The following is an 18,598-nucleotide window of genomic DNA, read 5'->3' on the forward strand; positions in this document are numbered from 1 at the left end:
GGGGCTCAGTCCGCCGTGACGCGCAGCTCGTCGAGCCCGTGCATCAGCGCGCTGGCCCGCCAGCGTGGGACGAAGCCGTCGGCCAATCGCAGCTCAGGCAAGCGCGTGACCAAGCTGGTGAACGCGATACGCGCCTCCAACCGGGCCAGCGGCGCGCCGAGGCAGTGATGAATACCGTGGCCGAACGCGAGATGCGGACCGGGCGTCCGGACCGGATCGAATCGCTCGGGTTCGGCGTACTGGCGATCGTCGCGATGGGCCGACAGCATCGAGAGCAGCACGGTCGATCCGGCCGGGATGACGTCGTCGCCGTACGTGAGGTCCTCGGTGGCCAGGCGATGGGTCGCCAGCTGCACCGGGCTCTCGTAGCGCAAGGTCTCCTCGACGAACTGCGGCAGTCGCTCGGGATGCGCGCACAGGTCATCCCAGCGCGTGCGGTCCTCGAGTAGTAGCCAGGCGCCGTTCCCGATCAGGTTCGCCGTGGTGTCGTACCCGGCCAGCAGCAACAGGTAGACGGTCGAGACGAGCTCGTCCTCGCTGAGCTGATCGTCGCTGTCCCGCGCGGAGATCAGCTCGGAGATCAGGTCGTCGCCCGGCGCGGCGCGTTTGGCGGCGACCAGCTCGCGAATGTAGCCGACCATCGCGGTCATGGCGCCGGGCACCTCGTCGCTGCGGTTCGCGCCCGAGGCGATGATGTTCGCCCACTCCACGAAGTTGCCGCGCTCGTCCGCGGGGACGCCGAGCAGCTCGGAGATCACGGTGATCGGGAGCGGGAACGCGAGCTCCGTCACGAGATCGTGCGAGCCCGCCGTCCCGAGGCCGTCGATCAGGCCGTCGGCGATAGCGGTGATCGCGGGCTCCAGACGTGCCATCCGGCGCGCAGAGAACGCTCCTTGAATCAGCCGCCGCAGGCGGGTGTGGTCCGGCGGATCGACGCTGAGCATGTTCCGCGCCGTCGCCGCGTAGATGTCCGGCGGCAGCTGCGGCCGGAAACCGAGCGGAGACAGCAGGCCGTCCTTGACGAGACGGGGATCGGTCAACGCCTGGCGGACGTCGTCGAACCGGGTCACGAGCCAGCCGGTCCGTCCGTCCGGCAGCCGGAGCGGCGCGACCCGCCGCTGCTCGCGATACTCGGCCAGCTCGCCATGGACGTCACCACGGAAGAAGCCCAGGAAGGTTTCCTGGGCGGATGATTGCTTGATGTCGGACTCCATACTGTTGTCGACGCGCGAGCGCCCGGCCGGTTCAATCCGGGATCCTCGGGCCCTGCTCACCGGGCCCGAGGAACGCGGACGTCAGGGCCGCCGGAAGTTGACGGTCGGACCGTTACGGTCGAACCAGCCCTTGAAGCCCCAGTTGATCCAGCCGCCGTCACCGTGGTTGGTGAACTCGCCGGAATCGAAGATCCACAAGCCGTAGTGGATCCGTTCGTAGGCCACGCTCGCGTAGATCTGAACACCGGCGGGTCGCGCGGTGTAGTTGTTGTTGAGGTTCATCAGCATCACGTTGTAGCGGCTGCCGGCCTGCTCGAAGGCGACGTCGACGGCCCGCCGGACGAACGGCTCGCGGTTCATCCGCGGCAGCCCTTCGAGGGCCTCGCCGAGCGCGAAGCCGCGGCCGATCTTGTCGGTGTGGATCCGGACCTGGACCTGGTCGGACTGCACCTTGGCCGTGCTGTCGGCGGCCGGCCGGTGATCGGCGGCCTGGGCGGTCGTGGCGCCCGCGCCGGTCAGCAGCAGGGTGGACACGGCCGCGGCGGCCAGGACGATTCTGCGAAACATGGAAGTTGCCTCTCGTGGTGGGATCAGGGCTGCCGGAAGACGACTCGGTTGCCGTCGCGGGTGAACCAGCCCCGGAAGGCCCAGTTGATGAAGCCGCCGTCGCCGTGGTTCGTGAACTCCCCGTCGCGGAAGACCAGGATCCGGAAGCCGCCGTGGTAGCCGTTGGCGGTGGCGTCGTACATCACGCCCCGGGTCCGGTTGTCGTACCTGTGGTCGGCCTTGATCACCATCACGTTGTAGCGCTGGCCGGCGTCGTAGAAGGCGCCTTCCATCAGCGACTTCACGTAGCCGCCGCGGTTCTGGTTCGTCTCGACCGCGTCGTTGATGATCGAGTACAGCTTCGCGGTGATGTCGATGAAGTTGACGGTCACGTCGATCGAGATGGCCTGCTGCTTGCTGACGGCCGCGGGCGGCGCGGCGGGGGCGGCGGCGGCCTGGGCGGCGGCGGGGAGACCGACCGCCAGCAGGGCGGTGGCGCCGACGAGCGCGGCGAGTGGGCGGGCCCGGAAAGAGCGCATGGTGGGACTCCAAGGGTTTCGGGAAGGGGGGACTCAGCGGGGCGGATGTACAGCGGGAAAAGCGTTACCGGCGGAAGAACTTGACGTGGGTGTCATTGCGTTCCCAGACGCCGTAGAAGGCCCAGTTCCGGTAGCCGCCATCGCCCTGCCGGGTGAAATGGCCGTCCCGGAAGACCCGCCAGTGAAAGGTGGTCTCACTGAACTGACCGCAGGCGAATTCCTTCTCCTCACCGCGATGGATGACGCCGTTGAACTGGGAGTCGCGCATCGCGCCTTCCTTCCAGACAACGATGTTGTACTTGTTCTCGCCGTCCCACTGCCGGAGTTCATCGACCTTCTTGCTGAGGTCGCAGGCGTCGATGGCGTGGGCGGATTGCGTACCGGCGAAGGCCAGGGTGCCGGCCACAGAGAGAAACGCGGCTACCTGGGCGGCGGCCTTCTTCCTGGTCATCATGGACTTTTCCTTTCGGTTTCGCTGCCCTGTCATCGTGCCGCCGGGCCCGCGGCGAGCACGTCCGTACCGGCTACGTGATTCGGCCGGTCCGGACGGCGTCCGGCTCCGTGCCACACCGCCGCCGGGCGGGCTCGCCTCCGTGGTCACCACGGAGGCGGAAGGTGAACAGCAGAAGCGCGCACGCGAAAGAGCCGGCGCCCTGTGGGGGCGCCGGCTCGGTGGTCGCGGATCAGGTCAGAGGGTGTGCCGCAGCCAGACGGTGCGGAGCTCGCGGCGGCTTCGGCTGCCGGTCTTGCGCAGCAGGCTCGACACGTGGGTCTCGACGGTTCGGACCGACAGGCACAGGCGGTCGGCGATCTCGGCGTTGCTGACCGCCTCGCCGATCAGCGCCAGCACCTCCAGCTCACGGTTGGTGATCCCCAGCCGAACGAGCTCGGCAGGCATGTCCGCGCGGCCCGGCTGTGGCACCGGTACGCCGGCCTGGCGCAGCAGGACCCGGCACACTTCGATCGGGCCGACGCTGCCGGACGCCTGGTACTTGGCGAGATCCAACCGCAGTCGCAGCGCCGGATTACCCCAGCCCTCAGAGCTGGCCGACATCAGCATGGGTAGGCGGAGCAGCCCGCTGATCCCCGGGTACGACTCGGTGGCGGAATTCGCCCACTGCAGCAGCGCCAACGCGTCGTCCTCGCGTCCCTCCCGCGCCGCGAGCACGCCTTCGGCGTAGTCCGACCCGGCCACCGCCAGCGGGTGCAGGTACTTCTGCCCGCGCCGTGCGGACAACAGCCTGGCGACGGCGTCGTACTCCTTGGTGACCGCAGCCACGACGTGCGTCAGACCGATCAATGGCCCGGCCAGCACGCTCGGCATCCGCAGATTCGCCAGCCCGGACTCGAGCGCGGCCACGGTCCCGTCCAAAGAGCCGGTGGCGACTCGGCCGACCGCGCGCAACAGATCCGGCATCGGCGCCAGCTGCGGCGGAATCGAACCATCCTGCGCCACCGTCGCGAGCGATCGCTCGAGCCGCTGCCGGTCGCCCGCTACGGCAAGAGCGCAACTCCGCACCAGTTCGGCGTGCGCTGCCAACTGCCGATACCCACTGGCCTCGGCCAGCTCCCGAGCCTGGACGGCGCGCTCCTCGGCCGCAGCAGGCCCGATCGTGAGCAGTTCTAGCTGGGCAAGCAAAAGGTCAGCCCTGAGCACATAGCCCGGCAGGTCGCGCTCAGCCGCGAGCTCGCGCGCCGCGATCAAGGACGGCGCCTCCGGGCCGAGCATCATCTCCGCGCCGCCGAGCTGGATCAGGGCAGGGATCCGCAACGTGACCAGGCCGTGCTCGGCCGCGAGGCGCCGCGCCCGGACGAACGCCTCGGCGGACCGGACCGGGTCCCGACCGAGGTCGGAGACACCGGTCGTGAGCTCGGCGAGAAAGCGAACCTTCGGCGGCGCCGACTCCACAGCGAACGCGGCCAAGGTCCGCGCGTACCGATCTGCCGTCTCCTGGTCACCGATCAGCATGGCCAGTCCCGATCGGATCGCGGTCGCGAGCGGATCGTCGGCCGCGAAGTTCCGCAGGAGCAGCCGGCAGCGCTCGGCGTCCGCGGCGCCGAGGGCCGACCACGCCAGGACGTACGCCAGCTCGTGATGCTGATTGCCGACGGCGTTCTCGAGCAACTTCTCGCCCCGGGTCAGCGCCGCGTCGTGATCTCCGCTCATGGCGGCCAGCCGGACGTGCCCGACCATGACCTGCAGCGGGGACATCCCGCAGCGACCAGCCGCTTCGAGATAGGCCTCCCCCGCCGGGCGATCGCCCTGATCGGCCATCAGATGGGCCAGCCGGAGGTACTGCTCACCGGCCAAGGGCAGCTCGCCCCCGGACTCGTACAACTCCGCGGTCCGGGCCCACCAGGCGGCCATCGCGAGCGGCTCCGCCGCCTGCTCCGCGCGCTCCAGCATGACCGCGGCGGCCCGCCTGGTCAGCGCCGACCGCCGCCAGGCCGCCATCGAGCTCAGCAGCTTCGCGCGGGCGTCGAGCGGCCACTCCGCGCTACCGTCCGCGGGCAGCAGGCCGAGGTCGGCGGCCGCCGTCAGCGCCCTGAGCGCTTCGCCTTCCGAGACGTCGGCAGTGGGCAGCAGCACGTCCCAGTCCAGGGAACCGATCACCGCGGCCGCCTCGAGTACCTGTCGCTGCGCGGCCTCCAGCTCCATGGCTCACCCCGTTCCCCGTGGCAGGCGTGGGCGACGCCGCCATCTCAGGCGATCCTCCTGTCAGTAGTTGCTGTTGACAACCTCAGCCGGAGGTTCGAGCACGGATTGAGATGTTGGCCCGGCGGACGCACAACGAGGTCACTGAAAGGTCAGTAGCGCTCCACTGGCCGCGCCTAGGCTCGCGCCCCGACGTGCCGAATCGACAACGGGCTGAGGATGACGATCACGATCGACCACCTGCCGGCGTCCGAGCGACGCTTCCAGGAGATTCACCTGCACAACAGACGAGCACTACTCAGTTTTCTCCGGAGTCTGGTGCCGCAGGGCGCAGGCCACACCGCGGAGGATCTGCTCCAGGAGACCATGTTGCGGGCCTGGCGGAGCCTGGACGCCGTACCGACCGAGCCGGAGTCGCAGCGCCGCTGGCTGTTCACCGTGGCCCGGCGACTGGCCGTCGACGCGTACCGCAGACGGCAGACGCGGCCGCCGGAGCTCAGCCTGATCGGCGTCGATCCAGCCGGTTCCGGAGACGAGTCCCCCGACGCGATGATCGCCCATCTGACGCTGCATCAGGCCATCACGCGGCTCAGCTCACCACATCGATCCGTCCTCGTCGAACTGCATGTGAAGGGACACTCGGTGGACGAGGCCGCCCGGCGGCTCGGCGTCCCGGCCGGCACGGTCAAGTCGCGCGCCCACTACGCGATGCGGTCGCTGCGGGATGCGGTGTACGGGTTTGACACTCTTCCGGTGCCGATCGTGCAATAGGCTCGTACGTCGAGGTGCAGCAGCGCAGGAAGTCACCGATCGGGGCAGTGTCATGCGGGATCTGTTCGGCCGGGACGCCGAGCTCGCACAAATCGAGCAGTTTCTGGCGTCGGTGCGCTCCCGCGGCGACATTCGCATGGTGCGTGGGGACGCCGGCGTGGGGAAGTCCGCATTGCTGGCCGCCACGGCGGAGCTCGCGGCCGGCCAGGGTATGCGGGTGCTGCGAGCCACCGGTTCGGAATTCGAGGCAGCCATCAGCTACTCGGTCCTCCATCAGTTGCTGGCGCCGCTGCAGACCGAGATCCAGGGGCTGCCACCCGGTCTGCGGGCGGCGCTAATGGTTGCCCTAGGCCTCAATACCGGCGCCCCGCCGTCCGTTCTGCTGGTCTGCAATGCCGCTCTGTCGTTGCTGACGGCCGCCGCCGAGCGGACGCCGATTCTGCTACTGGTCGACGACATGCAGTGGGCCGACCGGCCGAGTGCCGTCGCCCTCGGATTCATCGCGCGGCGGATCGAGCGCGCGCCGGTCGGCGTTGTGGTGTCCTCGCGCAGCGGCGCCGGCAGTCATCTCGATTGGCGCGGCCTGGCCGAGGTGGAGGCGCGGCCGCTCACGATGGCGGCATCCAGGCGGTTGGTCGACACCCGCTTTCCGGAGCTGCCGAGGGACGTCCGGCAGCGCGTGCTCGAGCTGGCCCAAGGCAACCCGCTCGCCCTGGTCGAGCTTCCGGGCACGCTGACGCGATCGGCGTCCGCCCGCGGCTGGGAGCCGACGGCGGTTGCGCCGCTCAGCGAACGGCTCGAGCAGCTCTACTCCGCGCGCATTGCGGAGCTGCCGCCGGCCACCCGCCGGCTGCTCCTGATCGCCACGTTCGAGGGTCACGGAGATCTGCGGTTCCTGCGCGGCATCGCCGACGTCGCTGATCTCGCTGCCGCCGAGCGCGCCCAGATCCTGACGGTCGACGACTCGACCGCGCAGGTCACGTTCCGCCATCCGCTGATGAAGTCGGCGGTGGTCGCGTCGGCGACACACGAGGAACGCCGGCTGGCCCACCTCGCCATCGCTGCCGCGGTCGCCGATGACGAGGAGCTGCGCACCTGGCACCTGGCCGCGGCGACCGACGGGCCGGACGAGACAACGGCAGCGTTGCTCGAGCAGGCGGCCCAAGGGATCTTGCGCCGCGGAGATGTGCTCGGAGCGGTCGCCGCGCTGGCACGGGCAGCCGAGCTGAGCACGACCGAGGACGACCGGGCCCGCCGGTTGGTCGAGGCGGCCTACCTCGGGGCCGCGGCCGGTGGCGCCGGGAGCAATCCCAGCGAGCTGCTGGCCGATGCTCTGGCGGTCCGCCCGAGTCTTGGCTCGTCGCTGCGGGCGGCAACCGCGGCGGCGCTGCTGATGCTGGAGAGCGACGGCGACGTCCAGACTGCGTTCCGGTTGCTCGCCGGCGCGATCGAGCTCGGCGAGCACGCCTGGCGCGGGGACGATCCGGTGCTCGACGAGGCCTTGCACACCTTGCTGGTGCTCGCCTGGTACACAAGCGTCCCCGAGAACTGGGCGCGCTACCAGCGGCTGCTGGACCGGCTCGAGACAAGCCCGACAGATGTGCTCGCGGTAGCGGTCGGCGCGGTTCCCGATCCGGTCCGCACCGGTGCGGCCGCGCGGCCCGCGCTCGATGCCCTGCTCGCCACCCTCGCCGACGAGCGGGACTTCGCCCGGATCATGCGGATCGGGATGACCGCGATCTACCTCGACCGGCTCGGCGACCTCCGCGACTCGGCGTGGCGTGCGGTGCGCTACGGCCACGAGGGCGGCGTACCCCGCCTGCAGGTCGGCGCGCTGATCTTCTTGTGCCGGGACGACTACCTCGCGGGCCGCTGGAACGAGGCCGAGAAGCTGGCCGCGGAAGGACAGTTGCTCTGCGCAACCAAAGGCCTGCAGTTCCTGATGTTCAACTTCCAGTACAGCCGGGCGCTCCTGGCCGCCGGGCGCGGGCGCGTCGACGAGGCGCTCGCGCTGGCGGACGAGCTGACCCAGTGGGCAGTGCCACGCGGGGTTGGTCTCGTCGTCACCACCGCTTATCACCCGCGGGTGCTGGCCGCCGCGGCCCAGGGTGACCACGAGGCGGCGTACCGCAACGCCAGCGCGATCAGCCCGGCCGGTGTGCTGGCGCCGTACGTTCCGGTGGCCACGCTCGTCATGTTCGATCTGGTGGAAGCGGCCCTCGGCACCGGCCGGACCGCGGAGGCCCGCGCGCATGCCGACGCCATGCGGGCTGCTGACGTGTCGGCGCTTTCGCCCCGGATGGCGCTCCTGCAGCGCGCGGTCGACGCGCTGGTTCTCGAGGACGAGGACGCCGGCCGACAGCTCGAGGAGGCGCTCGCGGACCCCATCGCCGAGCGGTGGCTCTTCGAGGCGTCGCGCATCCGGCTCGCCTTCGCGAAAAGTTTGCGGCGCCGCAGAGGCCCCGCGGCCGCCCGGCCCCACCTCCTCAACGCGCGGATCGGCTTCGCCGCCATGGGAGCCGAGCCGTGGCTCGCCCGGACCTTGCAGGAGCTCCGCGCCGCCGGACACCGGCACGGCTCCGACCAACTCGAGCAGACCCCGCTGACCGCGCAGGAGCGCGAGATCGCGGAGCTGGCGGCCGGCGGGCTGAGCAACAAACAGATCGCCGAACGCCTTTACCTGTCGCACCGCACAGTCGGGGCCCACCTCTATCGGATCTATCCGAAACTCGGCATCACGTCGCGTGCCGGGCTCCGGGACGCCCTGACCAAGCAGGCGCCGGGCGGCTAGCCGACCGCGTCGGGCAGGCCGAGCAGGCCGGGATCGCGCAGGAAGCGGCTCCAGACCTGGGCGGCGTCGTCGACGAGTTTGCGCTCGGCCAGGTCCAGGATCCCGGTCGTGCTGACCACCTCGGCCGCCACGACGCCGTCGGAGCGGCGGGTGGCCGACTGGATCACCTTCACGTAGCGCGGCGCGGGGAACTCGACCCGGGTGTCGACGTCGATCTCGTCGCCCAGCGTGAGCTCCCGCAGGTACTTGATCGAGACGTCGAGATCCACCGGCCCGAAACCGGCCGAGGTGATCTCCCGGAGCGAGAGGCCGGCCTCGGCGAGCGCCGTCCAGCGGGCGTGGACGGCGTAGTTGAGGTACTGGCCGCCGCGGACGTGGCCGTTGGCGTCGATGTCGTCGCTGCGGACGACGATCCGCGTCGTGTGAGTCATGCTGCCTCCGCTGATCGGGCTCTCGGCTGAGAGTCACTCGTAGGTCCAGACGCACGAAGGGCCCGCCGGTTCAGAACGGCCGGCGAAAAGTGACCGGAGAGACGGATGACTGATTCGCCGGGGGCTGGGCGCGGCCGAGAGTAGGCGCATTACTGGTGGGCAGAAAGAGGTCACTGTGAGCGCCGAAGTGAAGGTCCTGTCGGTCGGCTACCTGGGCGAGCGGATCGCGGGAACCGTCTCCCTGGTCCGCGACGGCGATTTCATCGCCGTGATCGATCCCGGCATGGTCGCCGACCGGTCGCTGATCCTCGACCCGCTCGCCGCGGCCGGCGTCACCCCCGATGCGGTGACGGACGTCGTGTTCAGCCACCACCACCCGGATCACACGCTCAACGCGGCCCTGTTTCCGGATGCGCGTTTCCACGACTTCCAGGCGACGTACCAGCACGACCGCTGGGTGCCTCGCACGTTCAGCGACGGACCGGGGGTGAGCAAGCTGTCCGGCGCGGTGCGCCTGCTGCGGATGCCGGGCCACACCGCGCAGGACGTCACGACCCTGATCGATACCGCGGAGGGTCTCGTGGCGTGTACCCACCTCTGGTGGTCGGAGTTCGGCCCGGTCGACGACCCGTTCGCCGCCGACCGCGACGTCCTCCGAGAATCCCGGGAGCGCGTGCTGGCGCTGCAGCCGATCCTGATCGTGCCGGGCCACGGCGCGCCGTTCGCGCCGGGCATCCGGAATCGGTTCAGCTGTGGCTCCGGTGTCTGATCGCCACAGTTGACAATCGTCGGCTACGCTTGCAATATATTGCATGTTGCGTTGGGTGAGCCGGAGGTTGCGAGCTTGGAGCTGTTCGGGCGCGAAGCGGAGCTCGCCGGGATCGCGCGCTTTCTCGAGTCGGCGCGCCGCAGCGGCGACGTCCGGATCGTTCGCGGCGAACCGGGGATCGGGAAGTCCACGCTCTTCGCCGCCACCGCGGAACTCGCGGCCGCGGCCGGGATGCGGGTGTTGCGCGCCTCGGGCTCGGAGTTCGAGGCCGATATCAGCTACTCGGTCCTGAACCAGCTGCTGCTACCTGTCCACAGCGAGATCGAGCAGCAGCCTCCCTGGGTGCGCGAGGCACTGACCGTCGCCTTGGGTTTCGGGCCGGGGGCGCCGCCGCCCGCCTTGCTGGTCTGCAACGCCACGCTGTCACTGTTGTCGACGGCCGCGCGGCAGGCGGCCGTGCTGGTGATCGTCGACGACGTGCAGTGGGTCGATCGACCGAGCGCCGTCGTCCTCGGCTTTCTCGCGCGCCGCGTCCAGGGGACCTCGATCGGGGTGGTCGTGTCCTCGCGCATCGGGGCCGAGGGCTTCCTCGACCGCCGCGGCCTCACCGAGGTCGTCGTCCAGCCGCTCAGCGAGGACGCCGCCGCCCGGTTCGTCGCCGCGCGTCACCCGGAGCTGCCGCGACCGGTTCGGCAACGGCTGCTCAACCTTGCCCAGGGCAACCCGCTCGCACTCGTCGAGTTGCCCGCCACCTTGGCAGAGGCCGACGTCCCCGCCGTCCTGTCCGACGCGGGCACGCCTGCCTCCGACATCGTTCCGCTCAACAGCCGATTGCAGTCCGTCTTCGCCGCGCGGGTCGCCGGCCTGCCGGACGCCACCCGACGGTTGTTGCTGCTCGCAACCTTCGAGGGCAGTGGCGAGATCCGCACCCTGCGAGGGATCACCGGCCTGGACGATCTGGCGCCGGCCGAACGGGCCCAACTCGTCCACATCGACGGGCCGACCGGCCGGATCACCTTTCGGCATCCGCTGATCCAGTCGGCGATCGTCGCGATGTCCACTCACAAGGAGCGCCGAGACGCCCACCTCGACCTCGCCGCCGCCCTCCCCGCCAACTGGGAGCGCCGCGCATGGCACCTGGCCGCCACGGCGATCGATCCCGACGAGACGGTCGCGGCCATGCTCGACGAAACCGCTCGGCGGGTCATGCAGCGCGGCGACGTCCTCGGGGCTGTTTCGACGCTGGTTCGCGCCGCGAAGCTGAGCGCCTCCGAGGAGAACCGCGCGCGCCGGCTCGCGCAGGCGGCCTACTTGGGCGCGGAGGCCGGCGGCGGCGGCGCTGATCTACCCACCTTGCTCGCCGATGCGCACACGGCCGACCTCGAGCCGTCCGCGGCGCTCAACGCGGCCAACGCCGCCGCCTTGCTGATCCTCAACGGCGACGGTGACGTCCACACCGCCCACCGGCTGCTCGCCGGCGCCATTGAGACCGGTCAGCACGGCTGGCGCAGCGACGACCCCGCGCTCGACGAGGCGATGCACACCCTGATGCTGCTCTCGTGGTACGCAAGCACTCCTGAGTACTGGGCGGTGTTCCAGCGCGCGATGGAACGGCTGGTTCCCGGTCCGTCGGACCTCCTCGCGGTGGTGGGGAAGACCTTCATCGACCCGGTCCGCACCGGCGCGGACGCGAAGTCCGACCTGGACGCGCTGATCTCCACGCTGTCCGACGAGGACGACCTCACCCGGGCCATGCGCATCGGAACCGCCGCGATCTACGCCGATCGGCTCGGAGAGGTCAGGGAGTCGGCCTGGCGACTCGTCCGGCAAGGGCGCGCCGGCGGCGCACCACGTCGTCAGCTCGGGGCGCTCATGCACCTCTGTCTCGACGACTTCCTCACCGGCGAATGGGACGAGGCGGAACAGCTGGCCAGAGAGGCCGAGCAGGTCTGCGCTGACGCCGGTTTCCCCTTCCTGGCCTGGTACTTCCAGTTCAACCGCGCGAGCGTCGCGGCGGCGCGCGGGCGGACCGACGAGGCGTACACGCTCGCCGACGAGATCACCCGATGGGCGCTTCCGCGCGGAATTGCGGGAGCGGTGGCCGTGGCCCACTATCCGCGGACACTCGCCGCGGCGGCCGAAGGCGACTTCGAGTCCGCCTATCTGCACGCCACCGCGATCAACCCTCCCGGAGTGCTGGAGCCTCGTGTGCCGATGGCCTTGTGGGTCGTCATCGACCTCGTCGAAGCCGCGCTGCGGACCGGCCGGACGACCGAGGCCCGGGCCCACGCCGACGCCGTACGGACGGCGGACATCGCTGCGATCTCGCCGCGGATGGCGTTGGTCCAGTACGGCGTCGAGGCCCTGGTCCGCACCGACGAGGAGGCCGACCGGCGACTCGAAGAGCTCCTCGACTCGGCCGACGTACAGCGCTGGCGTTTCGAGATCAGCCGGATCCGGTTGGCGTTCGCGGAGAAGCTTCGCCGGCGCAAGGCCTTCGCGCGGGCCCGCAGCCACCTGCTCGAAGCGCAGGCCGGTTTCGCCGCGATCGGCGCCGAGCCGTGGCTGACGCGCACCGTGCAGGAACTGCGCGCCACCGGTTATCGGCGTCCCGGACCGGGTGATCCAGAGGCAGCAGGCAAGCTGACCGCTCAAGAGTTCGAGATCGCCCGATTGGCGGCGAGCGGCCTGAGCAACAAACAGATCGCCGAGCGGTTGTTCCTGTCCCATCGCACGGTCGGCGCCCACCTCTACCGGATCTACCCGAAACTCGGGATCTCCGCCCGCGCCGGTCTCCGCGACGCGCTGACCGACAGCGGCGACTGATCCAGGGCGACCTGCAGCGCATAGAACCGGGTCGTCTGGGTCGGGCTGTTGTTGTCGTCGGACAGCAGGTAGAGCTGCCGGTCGCCGTTCGTCAGATAGCCGCCGAGTGCCAGCGACTCGACGTTGTCGAGCAGCGGATTCGGCTGCGGCTGCTTGGCGACGGCGCCGGACGGCGGGCAGTCCGCAAGGTCGAACAGCAGCGTCTTCTGCACAAAGACGTTGCTGGGGGCATCGACCAGGGATGCGCGCTTCGTCACGTCAGTAGCACGGGCGAGCGAGACCGTGAAGACGCGGACGGTGTTGCCGACGCCCGCGGTGAAGCCGCGCTCGAGGGAGATCAGCTGGGTCGGGCTCGCCCAGGCGAGCTCTACCAGGGACAGCCGCGGATCGGTCCGGTAGGCGAGCTGGGCCGCGACCTGATAGTCCCGCCCGGTCGTGCCCTTGTAGTGCAGGATCCGGTTCCGTCCGCGCCCCTCGGCGTCCCGGCCATCGGGAGCCAGCGGGTCTTCGAGGCCGGCGAACAGCGTCTGGCCGTCGGGGCTTGCCGTCAAGGACTCGAAGGTTCCGTTCGGGGCCGCCTCGCCGGCCGGGGCCACCTGGAATCGCGCCGGCACCGGGAGCGAACCGACCTGCAGACCATCGGAGAGCCGGAACCGGCGGATCGACGGCTCTCGCTCCGACGTCGCCAGGATCGTGCGCCTGCCGCGCTCGACGACGAGCGCTTCACCGTCGAAGTCCTGCCCGTTGTAGGCCGCTCCGTCCGGACGCCGCAGGACCGTTACCCCGTTGACGGCGACGGTCGCCGTACTGGTGATCTTCAGATCGAAGACCCGGGCAGGCGTCGTCCCGACGTTGTCGACCAGGGTGACCGCATTGCTCGGCCCCGTCATACTCAACGCCGACAGGCCGGAAACCAGCTGGCCGTCGTACGTCGTCTTGTCCAGCGAGTCGGAGAACCCGAGGAACTTCGCGTTCGGTCCGCAGGCCTTTCCGGCCGGCCGGTGACCAGCCGCGGCCGAGACCGTGAGCGAACTACTGAGCGCAGCGGCAACTGCGATCGCGAGTGGCTTCTGCCAACGCATGAGAAATCTCCTTGGTTGAAATGAGCTGAGCCGGCCGGGCTCACAGATCGAGACGGAACCCCAGGCTCTGCGCTGCTCTGGTCGGCACTGGGTCGTTCCACTGCGCCAGCAGGGTGGCGATCGTCGTGAAGGAACGTGGCTCGGCCTTGTCGAGGTAGACCGTGCCGTAGAGGTGGTCGACCTCATGCTGGACGATCCGCGCTTGCCAGCCCTTGAAAATCTGCTTGCACGACTTGCCGGTCCGGTCCACGTAGGAGGCTTCAACCGTCAGGTACCGATTGACGACGCCGGCCCAGCCGGACATGCTCAGACAGCCCTCGTAGAAGCCGCGGCGCTTCTGACTGACCGCCCGGTACTGCGGGTTGATGGCAGCGAAGAACTCGAGCGGATAGCGCTGCCGCGCGGCGGCCACCTCGGCCGAAACCGTCGCCGGATCCTCCAGCACAGCAATGCGGACCGGCACGCCGATCTGCGGCGCCGCCAGCCCAACGCCGGGCGCGGCCTTGTTCGTCCGGCGCATCAGCTCGACGAAAGCATCTAGTACGGCGTCATCGACCTGGCCGTCGAACGGCTCCGCGATCCGCCGCAACACCGGCTCCCCGAGCTGGACGATCGGAGCGACGCCGTCGTGGTACTTGTCGACGAGCTCGACGATCCGGTCCCTGATCGCGTGTCCACCACCCGCGGGCCGACGCTCCGCCGCTGCGGCGGTACCGGCGACGGCGACCACGGGAACCACCGCGCTGCCGGCGAGCAGGGTACGCCTGGTCAGTCTCATGGCATCCAATCCAGTTGTCTCGGGCGGGAGCTTCGCGACGATCCTCGCCGCCCGCACTTTATTTTTTGTGGACACCCGCTGCCGGTCTGGACCAGCAATATATTGACTTGCTCCACTCATGGGCGAGGAGTCCCCAGATCGTTGACAGGATTTGCAATATATTGCATTCTTCTCCTGCTCGAGCCCTCTGGCCGGCCCTTGAAGGAGTCCTGAAATGTCAGCCCAGTTCCCTGTCCGCGCCACCGGCGGGCCAACCGTGTTCTTCGAGTACGGCGGCCTCCGCTTCCTCGTCGATCCGACCTTCGACGGAGCCGGTGAGTACCCCACGCCGGGTGGCCTCCTGCTCAAGACGGCGCCGTCGACCCATACGGCCGCCGAGTTGGGTCCGATCGACGTCGTCCTGCTCTCGCACGACCAGCATCCCGACAATCTCGACACCGACGGCCGGGCGCTGCTCGCCGACGTCCCGCTGGTCCTGACTACTCCGGCAGCCTCCGAGCGCCTGGGGCAGAACGCCCAGGGCGTGGCCGACTGGGAGCGCGTCGAGCTGGACCGGCCTGATGGCGGAACCGTCAGCGTGACCGGCGTGCCCGCCGTGCACGGACCAGGTCCGCGCGAACAGGTCGAGCGCTTCCTCGGGCCGGTCGTCGGTCTCGTCCTGACCGGCGACGGACTGCCAACCGTCTACGTGAGCGGGGACAACGCCTCGTTGGACCTCGTCAAAGAGATCGCCACTCGTTTCGCACCCGTCGACACCGCCATCCTGTTCGCCGGCGCGCCCAGGCTGCCCGCCCTCTTCAACGGCGAGCCGATCGTGCTCAGCAGCACGGGAGCCGCCGAGGCGGCCGGAATCCTCGAGGCCCACCGCGTCGTGCCGGTCCACTACGACTCCTGGTCGCATTTCACCGAGGACCGCCAGGACCTGATCAACGCCTTCACTGCCGCCGGCCTGGCCGACCGCCTCGACTTCGGCATCTGACCACATCTACCCACCAGCAACTGCGAGGACTAGATCATGAGCATCAAGAACGTCGTACTGGTACACGGAGCGTTTGCCGACGGCTCGGGCTGGCGGGGTGTCTACGACATCCTGACCGCGCGCGGCTTCCGGGTGACGATCGTCCAGAACCCGCTCACCTCACTGGACGACGACGTCGCCGCGACGACGCGGATCCTGGACCAGCAGGACGGCCCGACCATCCTGGTCGGGCACTCCTGGGGCGGCACCGTCATCACCGAGGCCGGCGTCCACCCAAACGTCGCCGGACTGGTCTACGTCTCGGCCCTCGCACCCGACGCCGGTGAGACCACGAGCCAGCAGTACGAGGGCTTCGCCGCCACCCCGGACTTCGTCATCGACGTCACCGAAGACGGCTACGGCTTCCTCAACCACGACAAGTTCAAGGCCGGCTTCGCCCACGACGCGACCGACGCGGACGCCGCCTTCCTGCGCGACAGCCAGGTGCCGATCAACATGGCCGCGTTCGCCAGCTCGGTGACCGCGGCGGCCTGGCGCGACAAGCCCACCTGGGCCGTCATCGCGACCGAGGACCGCGCCTTCGACCAGGCCATGCTGCAGCACATGGCCGCCCGGGCCGGCGCCAAGATCACCAACGTATCCGCCAGCCACGCGCTCTTCATGACCCAGGCCGCCGTCGTCGCCGACACCATCGACGAAGCCTCGCGCTAGTCCCCCGGCGCCTGACCTCCCCAGGTCAGGCGCCGATCATCACCAAATGATGGGAAGGCAGCGTTCCACCGGGGAACTGCAGCAGGGGCGATCCGGTGGCCAGCGGACCAAGGTCGATCGCCGCGAAGCCGAGCCGGTCGATCAACGCCGCAACGGTCTTTCGGGCCTCGGCGTCGTCCCCGGTCAGGAACAGCACGCGCCGGCCACCCCGCCCCACCGGGTCGGCGGTCAGCAGGCCCGGCAGCAGATGCGAGAAGGCCTTCACGACGCGGGCGCCCGGAACCATCGAGGCGAACACCTCCGTCGACGTCCGCCCGCCCAGATCGAAGGGCTGGAACAACGGCGCCTCGAGCGAGTTGTTGGTGTCGATCACGATCCGCCCGTCCCATGGCGGGAGATCCGCCAGCGCCGTGGGCAGCTTCGACCAGTTCACCGCGACGAACACGACGTCCTGCCGGGCGGCCTGCTCGCGCGATACCGGGTGCACCCGCGGGCCGAGCCGCGCGGCCAGCCCGGCCAGCGTCGACGGCTCCCGGCTGTTCGCGATGTCCACGTCGATCCCGGCGCGGGCCAAGATCTCCGCGATCGCGCCGCCGATCGCGCCGGCGCCGATGATTCCGATGCCCATAACAACCTCCGAATAGTTGAGCGAGCATTCCCAAACCCGAAGTTAGCCGTTTGAGAGCCGCCGTTCAACTACGAGGTACGCTGACCGGATGGGCAGACCTCGCAGTTTCGACGAACACGAGATCGTCGGCCGCGCCATGGAGCTCTTCTGGACGAAGGGCTACGAGGCGACCTCCGTCGACGACCTGACCACGGCCCTCGGCGTCCACCCCGGCTCGCTGTATCGCGTCTTCGGCGACAAGCACGGTCTCTTCCGCCGCGCGCTCGCGCACTATCGCGAGCAGCTGGCCGACCAGCTCGCTCCCGACCTGCTGACCGGCGGCCCTGTCCTCCCCCGCATCCGCGCCGTCCTGATGGGCGCGATCGATCTCGCCGTCCAGCAGGATCAGCCGCGGGGCTGCCTGATCGCCAACACCGCCGGCGAGTGCCTACCAGGCGACCCCGAGATCGCCGCGAGCATCGCCTCCACCCTGACTGCCGTCGAAACCGGCTTCCTCCATGGCCTCCGCCTCGCCGCCGCCCAGGACGAGCTGGCCCCCGACCTGGATCTACCTGCAACCGCGGCAATGCTCACAGCCCTCCTCGAAGGCCTTCAACTACTCGTCAAAGCCGACCCCGACCCCCGCCGTCTGGCCCCCGCGGTCGACGCCGCCATCCACTCGATCAGCGCCCGATCTTGAGGCGCGTGCTCAGCCGGCCCAGCGGGCGGTTAGGTAGGTGAGGGCGAAGATGGTGGAGAGGGGTGGGATGAGGGTTAGGTAGGTGGTGCGGATCAGGGGGTGGCGGGGGGCGGCGAGGGTTAGCCAGAGGGGCCACCAGAGGAGGGTTGCTCGGGGGATGGACATGTACCAGTAGGAGGTGGCCAGGGCGGTGAGGTTGAGGGCGATGTAGGTGGACTCGGCCCATTGGCGGCGGATGAGCAGGGAGATGAGGAGGGTCATGCCGATGCCTAGGGCAACTAGTTCAGCTTGGAACATGTAGGCGAAGCCGGTGAGTTGGGTGTGGCCGAAGGCTGCTTCCCAGGTGGTTGTCCAGGTGTGCCACGGGGTGGTGGCGGTTCGGTACCAGCCGCGTTCTTGGGCGTGTTGCCAGGCTTGCGGGTCGCCGGTCATTTCGAAGAGGTAGAGGGTGTAGCCGAGTGCTGCGGTGAGGGGGACGGCCAGCCATGGTGCGGCGCGCCAGTTTCGGTGGGCTCGCGCATCGACCAGGAACTGTACGGCGATCGCTGCGGCCAGGAAGAGGCCGCTGATCCGTACGGTGGTCGCTAGCGTGCACAGGATGGCGGCCAGGGCCCACTGGTGTCGGCGGGCGGCCAGCCAAGCCGGAAGGGCCAGCGCGAGGAAGAGGGCTTCGGAGTAGCCGACGGCGAGGAAGATCGCGCAGGGCGAGGTCAGGAGGAACAGGACGGCCGTACGGTCGGTGTCCGTGTCCGGCCACTGGAGGCGGGCGATTCTGGCCAGTGCCAGAACGGCGACGCCGCCGCTGATGAAGGAGATCAGCAGACCGGCCCAGACCCAGTCGCCGACGACTGCGTGTACGGCTCGCAGGGCCAGGGGGAATCCGGGGAAGAACGCCTCCCGGTTGTCCCAGTCGTCGCTCCGCGGTCCAGCGCCGTCCGGGAAGTAGCCGTCGCGGGCGATGCGGACGAAGTGGATCCAGTCCCACTGGACGAACGCCGTTCGGATGTCAGCGGGCTGCTGCGCCTTGCCATCGGCCGGAAACAGCCAGACCGCCGCGTACGCCGTCAGCCAGATCGCGACCCGGGTCAACACGTAGATACCGAGGACGGCGCGATCGGCCGAGGACAACCGGACGGCGTTCGCCGCCCGCATCAGGCGGTGAACGGGCGGGCGGCGTTCGAGAAGCATCATCGGCCTT

Annotated in this window: 17 protein-coding genes; 7 read left to right on the plus strand and 10 right to left on the minus strand. The window is 69.6% G+C overall.

The genetic code is table 11. The features are described 5' to 3' along the window. Positions 1-5: 5 nt before the first annotated feature. The 5 genes from ACZ6ZD_RS22915 to ACZ6ZD_RS22935 form a co-directional block, all read right to left on the minus strand. A complete protein-coding gene (locus tag ACZ6ZD_RS22915) occupies positions 6-1,214 on the minus strand; it encodes a cytochrome P450 family protein (protein WP_465675242.1) in 1,209 nt (402 codons plus the stop codon). 81 nt (positions 1,215-1,295) lie between these two features. Further along, positions 1,296-1,781 carry a hypothetical protein gene (locus ACZ6ZD_RS22920; RefSeq protein ID WP_465675244.1) on the minus strand — a complete coding sequence of 162 codons (486 nt, stop codon included), beginning with the start codon at positions 1,779-1,781 and terminating at the stop codon, positions 1,296-1,298. A 23-nt stretch (positions 1,782-1,804) separates the two neighbouring features. Next, the gene (locus ACZ6ZD_RS22925) at positions 1,805-2,299 is read right to left on the minus strand and encodes a hypothetical protein (RefSeq protein WP_465675246.1); all 495 of its coding nucleotides are present in this window, start codon (positions 2,297-2,299) and stop codon (positions 1,805-1,807) included. Between the two features lie 64 nt (positions 2,300-2,363). Beyond that, positions 2,364-2,753: a hypothetical protein gene (locus ACZ6ZD_RS22930; protein WP_465675248.1), complete on the minus strand. Its 390-nt coding sequence runs from the start codon at positions 2,751-2,753 to the stop codon at positions 2,364-2,366. 234 nt (positions 2,754-2,987) lie between these two features. After that, positions 2,988-4,958, minus strand: a complete 1,971-nt coding sequence (locus ACZ6ZD_RS22935) for a LuxR C-terminal-related transcriptional regulator (RefSeq protein WP_465675250.1) — start codon at positions 4,956-4,958, stop codon at positions 2,988-2,990. Positions 4,959-5,174: 216 nt separating this feature from the next. On the opposite strand from ACZ6ZD_RS22935, the gene ACZ6ZD_RS22940 reads away from it, so the two are divergent. Next, a complete protein-coding gene (locus tag ACZ6ZD_RS22940) occupies positions 5,175-5,726 on the plus strand; it encodes a sigma-70 family RNA polymerase sigma factor (protein ID WP_465675252.1) in 552 nt (183 codons plus the stop codon). Positions 5,727-5,778: 52 nt separating this feature from the next. Next, entirely contained in the window at positions 5,779-8,517 is a 2,739-nt protein-coding gene (locus tag ACZ6ZD_RS22945; protein ID WP_465675254.1) for an AAA family ATPase, read from the plus strand. Here ACZ6ZD_RS22945 and ACZ6ZD_RS22950 read toward each other — a convergent pair. Further along, on the minus strand, positions 8,514-8,948 hold the full coding sequence (locus ACZ6ZD_RS22950; protein ID WP_465675256.1) for an acyl-CoA thioesterase: 435 nt from the start codon (positions 8,946-8,948) through the stop codon (positions 8,514-8,516). The genes ACZ6ZD_RS22945 and ACZ6ZD_RS22950 overlap by 4 nt on opposite strands. A 175-nt stretch (positions 8,949-9,123) precedes the next feature. Here ACZ6ZD_RS22950 and ACZ6ZD_RS22955 point away from each other — a divergent pair, with 175 nt between their 5' ends. Both ACZ6ZD_RS22955 and ACZ6ZD_RS22960 read left to right on the plus strand, forming a co-directional pair. After that, a complete protein-coding gene (locus tag ACZ6ZD_RS22955; RefSeq protein WP_465675258.1) occupies positions 9,124-9,717 on the plus strand; it encodes an MBL fold metallo-hydrolase in 594 nt (197 codons plus the stop codon). Between the two features lie 75 nt (positions 9,718-9,792). Further along, the gene (locus ACZ6ZD_RS22960) at positions 9,793-12,543 is read left to right on the plus strand and encodes an ATP-binding protein (RefSeq protein ID WP_465675260.1); all 2,751 of its coding nucleotides are present in this window, start codon (positions 9,793-9,795) and stop codon (positions 12,541-12,543) included. Here ACZ6ZD_RS22960 and ACZ6ZD_RS22965 read toward each other — a convergent pair. Further along, on the minus strand, positions 12,477-13,625 hold the full coding sequence (locus tag ACZ6ZD_RS22965) for an esterase-like activity of phytase family protein (RefSeq protein WP_465675261.1): 1,149 nt from the start codon (positions 13,623-13,625) through the stop codon (positions 12,477-12,479). The genes ACZ6ZD_RS22960 and ACZ6ZD_RS22965 overlap by 67 nt on opposite strands. A 40-nt stretch (positions 13,626-13,665) precedes the next feature. Continuing rightward, the gene (locus ACZ6ZD_RS22970; RefSeq protein ID WP_465675263.1) at positions 13,666-14,403 is read right to left on the minus strand and encodes a peptide deformylase; all 738 of its coding nucleotides are present in this window, start codon (positions 14,401-14,403) and stop codon (positions 13,666-13,668) included. Positions 14,404-14,617: 214 nt separating this feature from the next. Between ACZ6ZD_RS22970 and ACZ6ZD_RS22975 the strand changes: the two genes are divergently transcribed. Together ACZ6ZD_RS22975 and ACZ6ZD_RS22980 are read left to right on the plus strand one after the other, a co-directional pair. Continuing rightward, the gene (locus ACZ6ZD_RS22975) at positions 14,618-15,382 is read left to right on the plus strand and encodes an MBL fold metallo-hydrolase (protein ID WP_465675265.1); all 765 of its coding nucleotides are present in this window, start codon (positions 14,618-14,620) and stop codon (positions 15,380-15,382) included. Positions 15,383-15,418: 36 nt separating this feature from the next. Next, positions 15,419-16,093 carry an alpha/beta fold hydrolase gene (locus tag ACZ6ZD_RS22980; protein WP_465675267.1) on the plus strand — a complete coding sequence of 225 codons (675 nt, stop codon included), beginning with the start codon at positions 15,419-15,421 and terminating at the stop codon, positions 16,091-16,093. A gap of 25 nt (positions 16,094-16,118) precedes the next feature. Here ACZ6ZD_RS22980 and ACZ6ZD_RS22985 read toward each other — a convergent pair whose 3' ends face one another. Then, positions 16,119-16,721, minus strand: a complete 603-nt coding sequence (locus tag ACZ6ZD_RS22985; protein WP_465675269.1) for an NADPH-dependent F420 reductase — start codon at positions 16,719-16,721, stop codon at positions 16,119-16,121. Positions 16,722-16,809: 88 nt separating this feature from the next. On the opposite strand from ACZ6ZD_RS22985, the gene ACZ6ZD_RS22990 reads away from it, so the two are divergent. Next, positions 16,810-17,400 (plus strand): TetR/AcrR family transcriptional regulator, encoded by a 591-nt coding sequence (locus tag ACZ6ZD_RS22990; protein WP_465675271.1) that lies wholly within the window; start codon positions 16,810-16,812, stop codon positions 17,398-17,400. A 9-nt stretch (positions 17,401-17,409) separates the two neighbouring features. On the opposite strand, the gene ACZ6ZD_RS22995 is transcribed toward ACZ6ZD_RS22990, so the two are convergent. Beyond that, the gene (locus tag ACZ6ZD_RS22995) at positions 17,410-18,591 is read right to left on the minus strand and encodes a mannosyltransferase family protein (RefSeq protein ID WP_465675273.1); all 1,182 of its coding nucleotides are present in this window, start codon (positions 18,589-18,591) and stop codon (positions 17,410-17,412) included. Between the last annotated feature and the right edge of the window lie 7 nt (positions 18,592-18,598).

The sequence above is a fragment of the Kribbella sp. NPDC104218 genome, assembly GCF_055584105.1.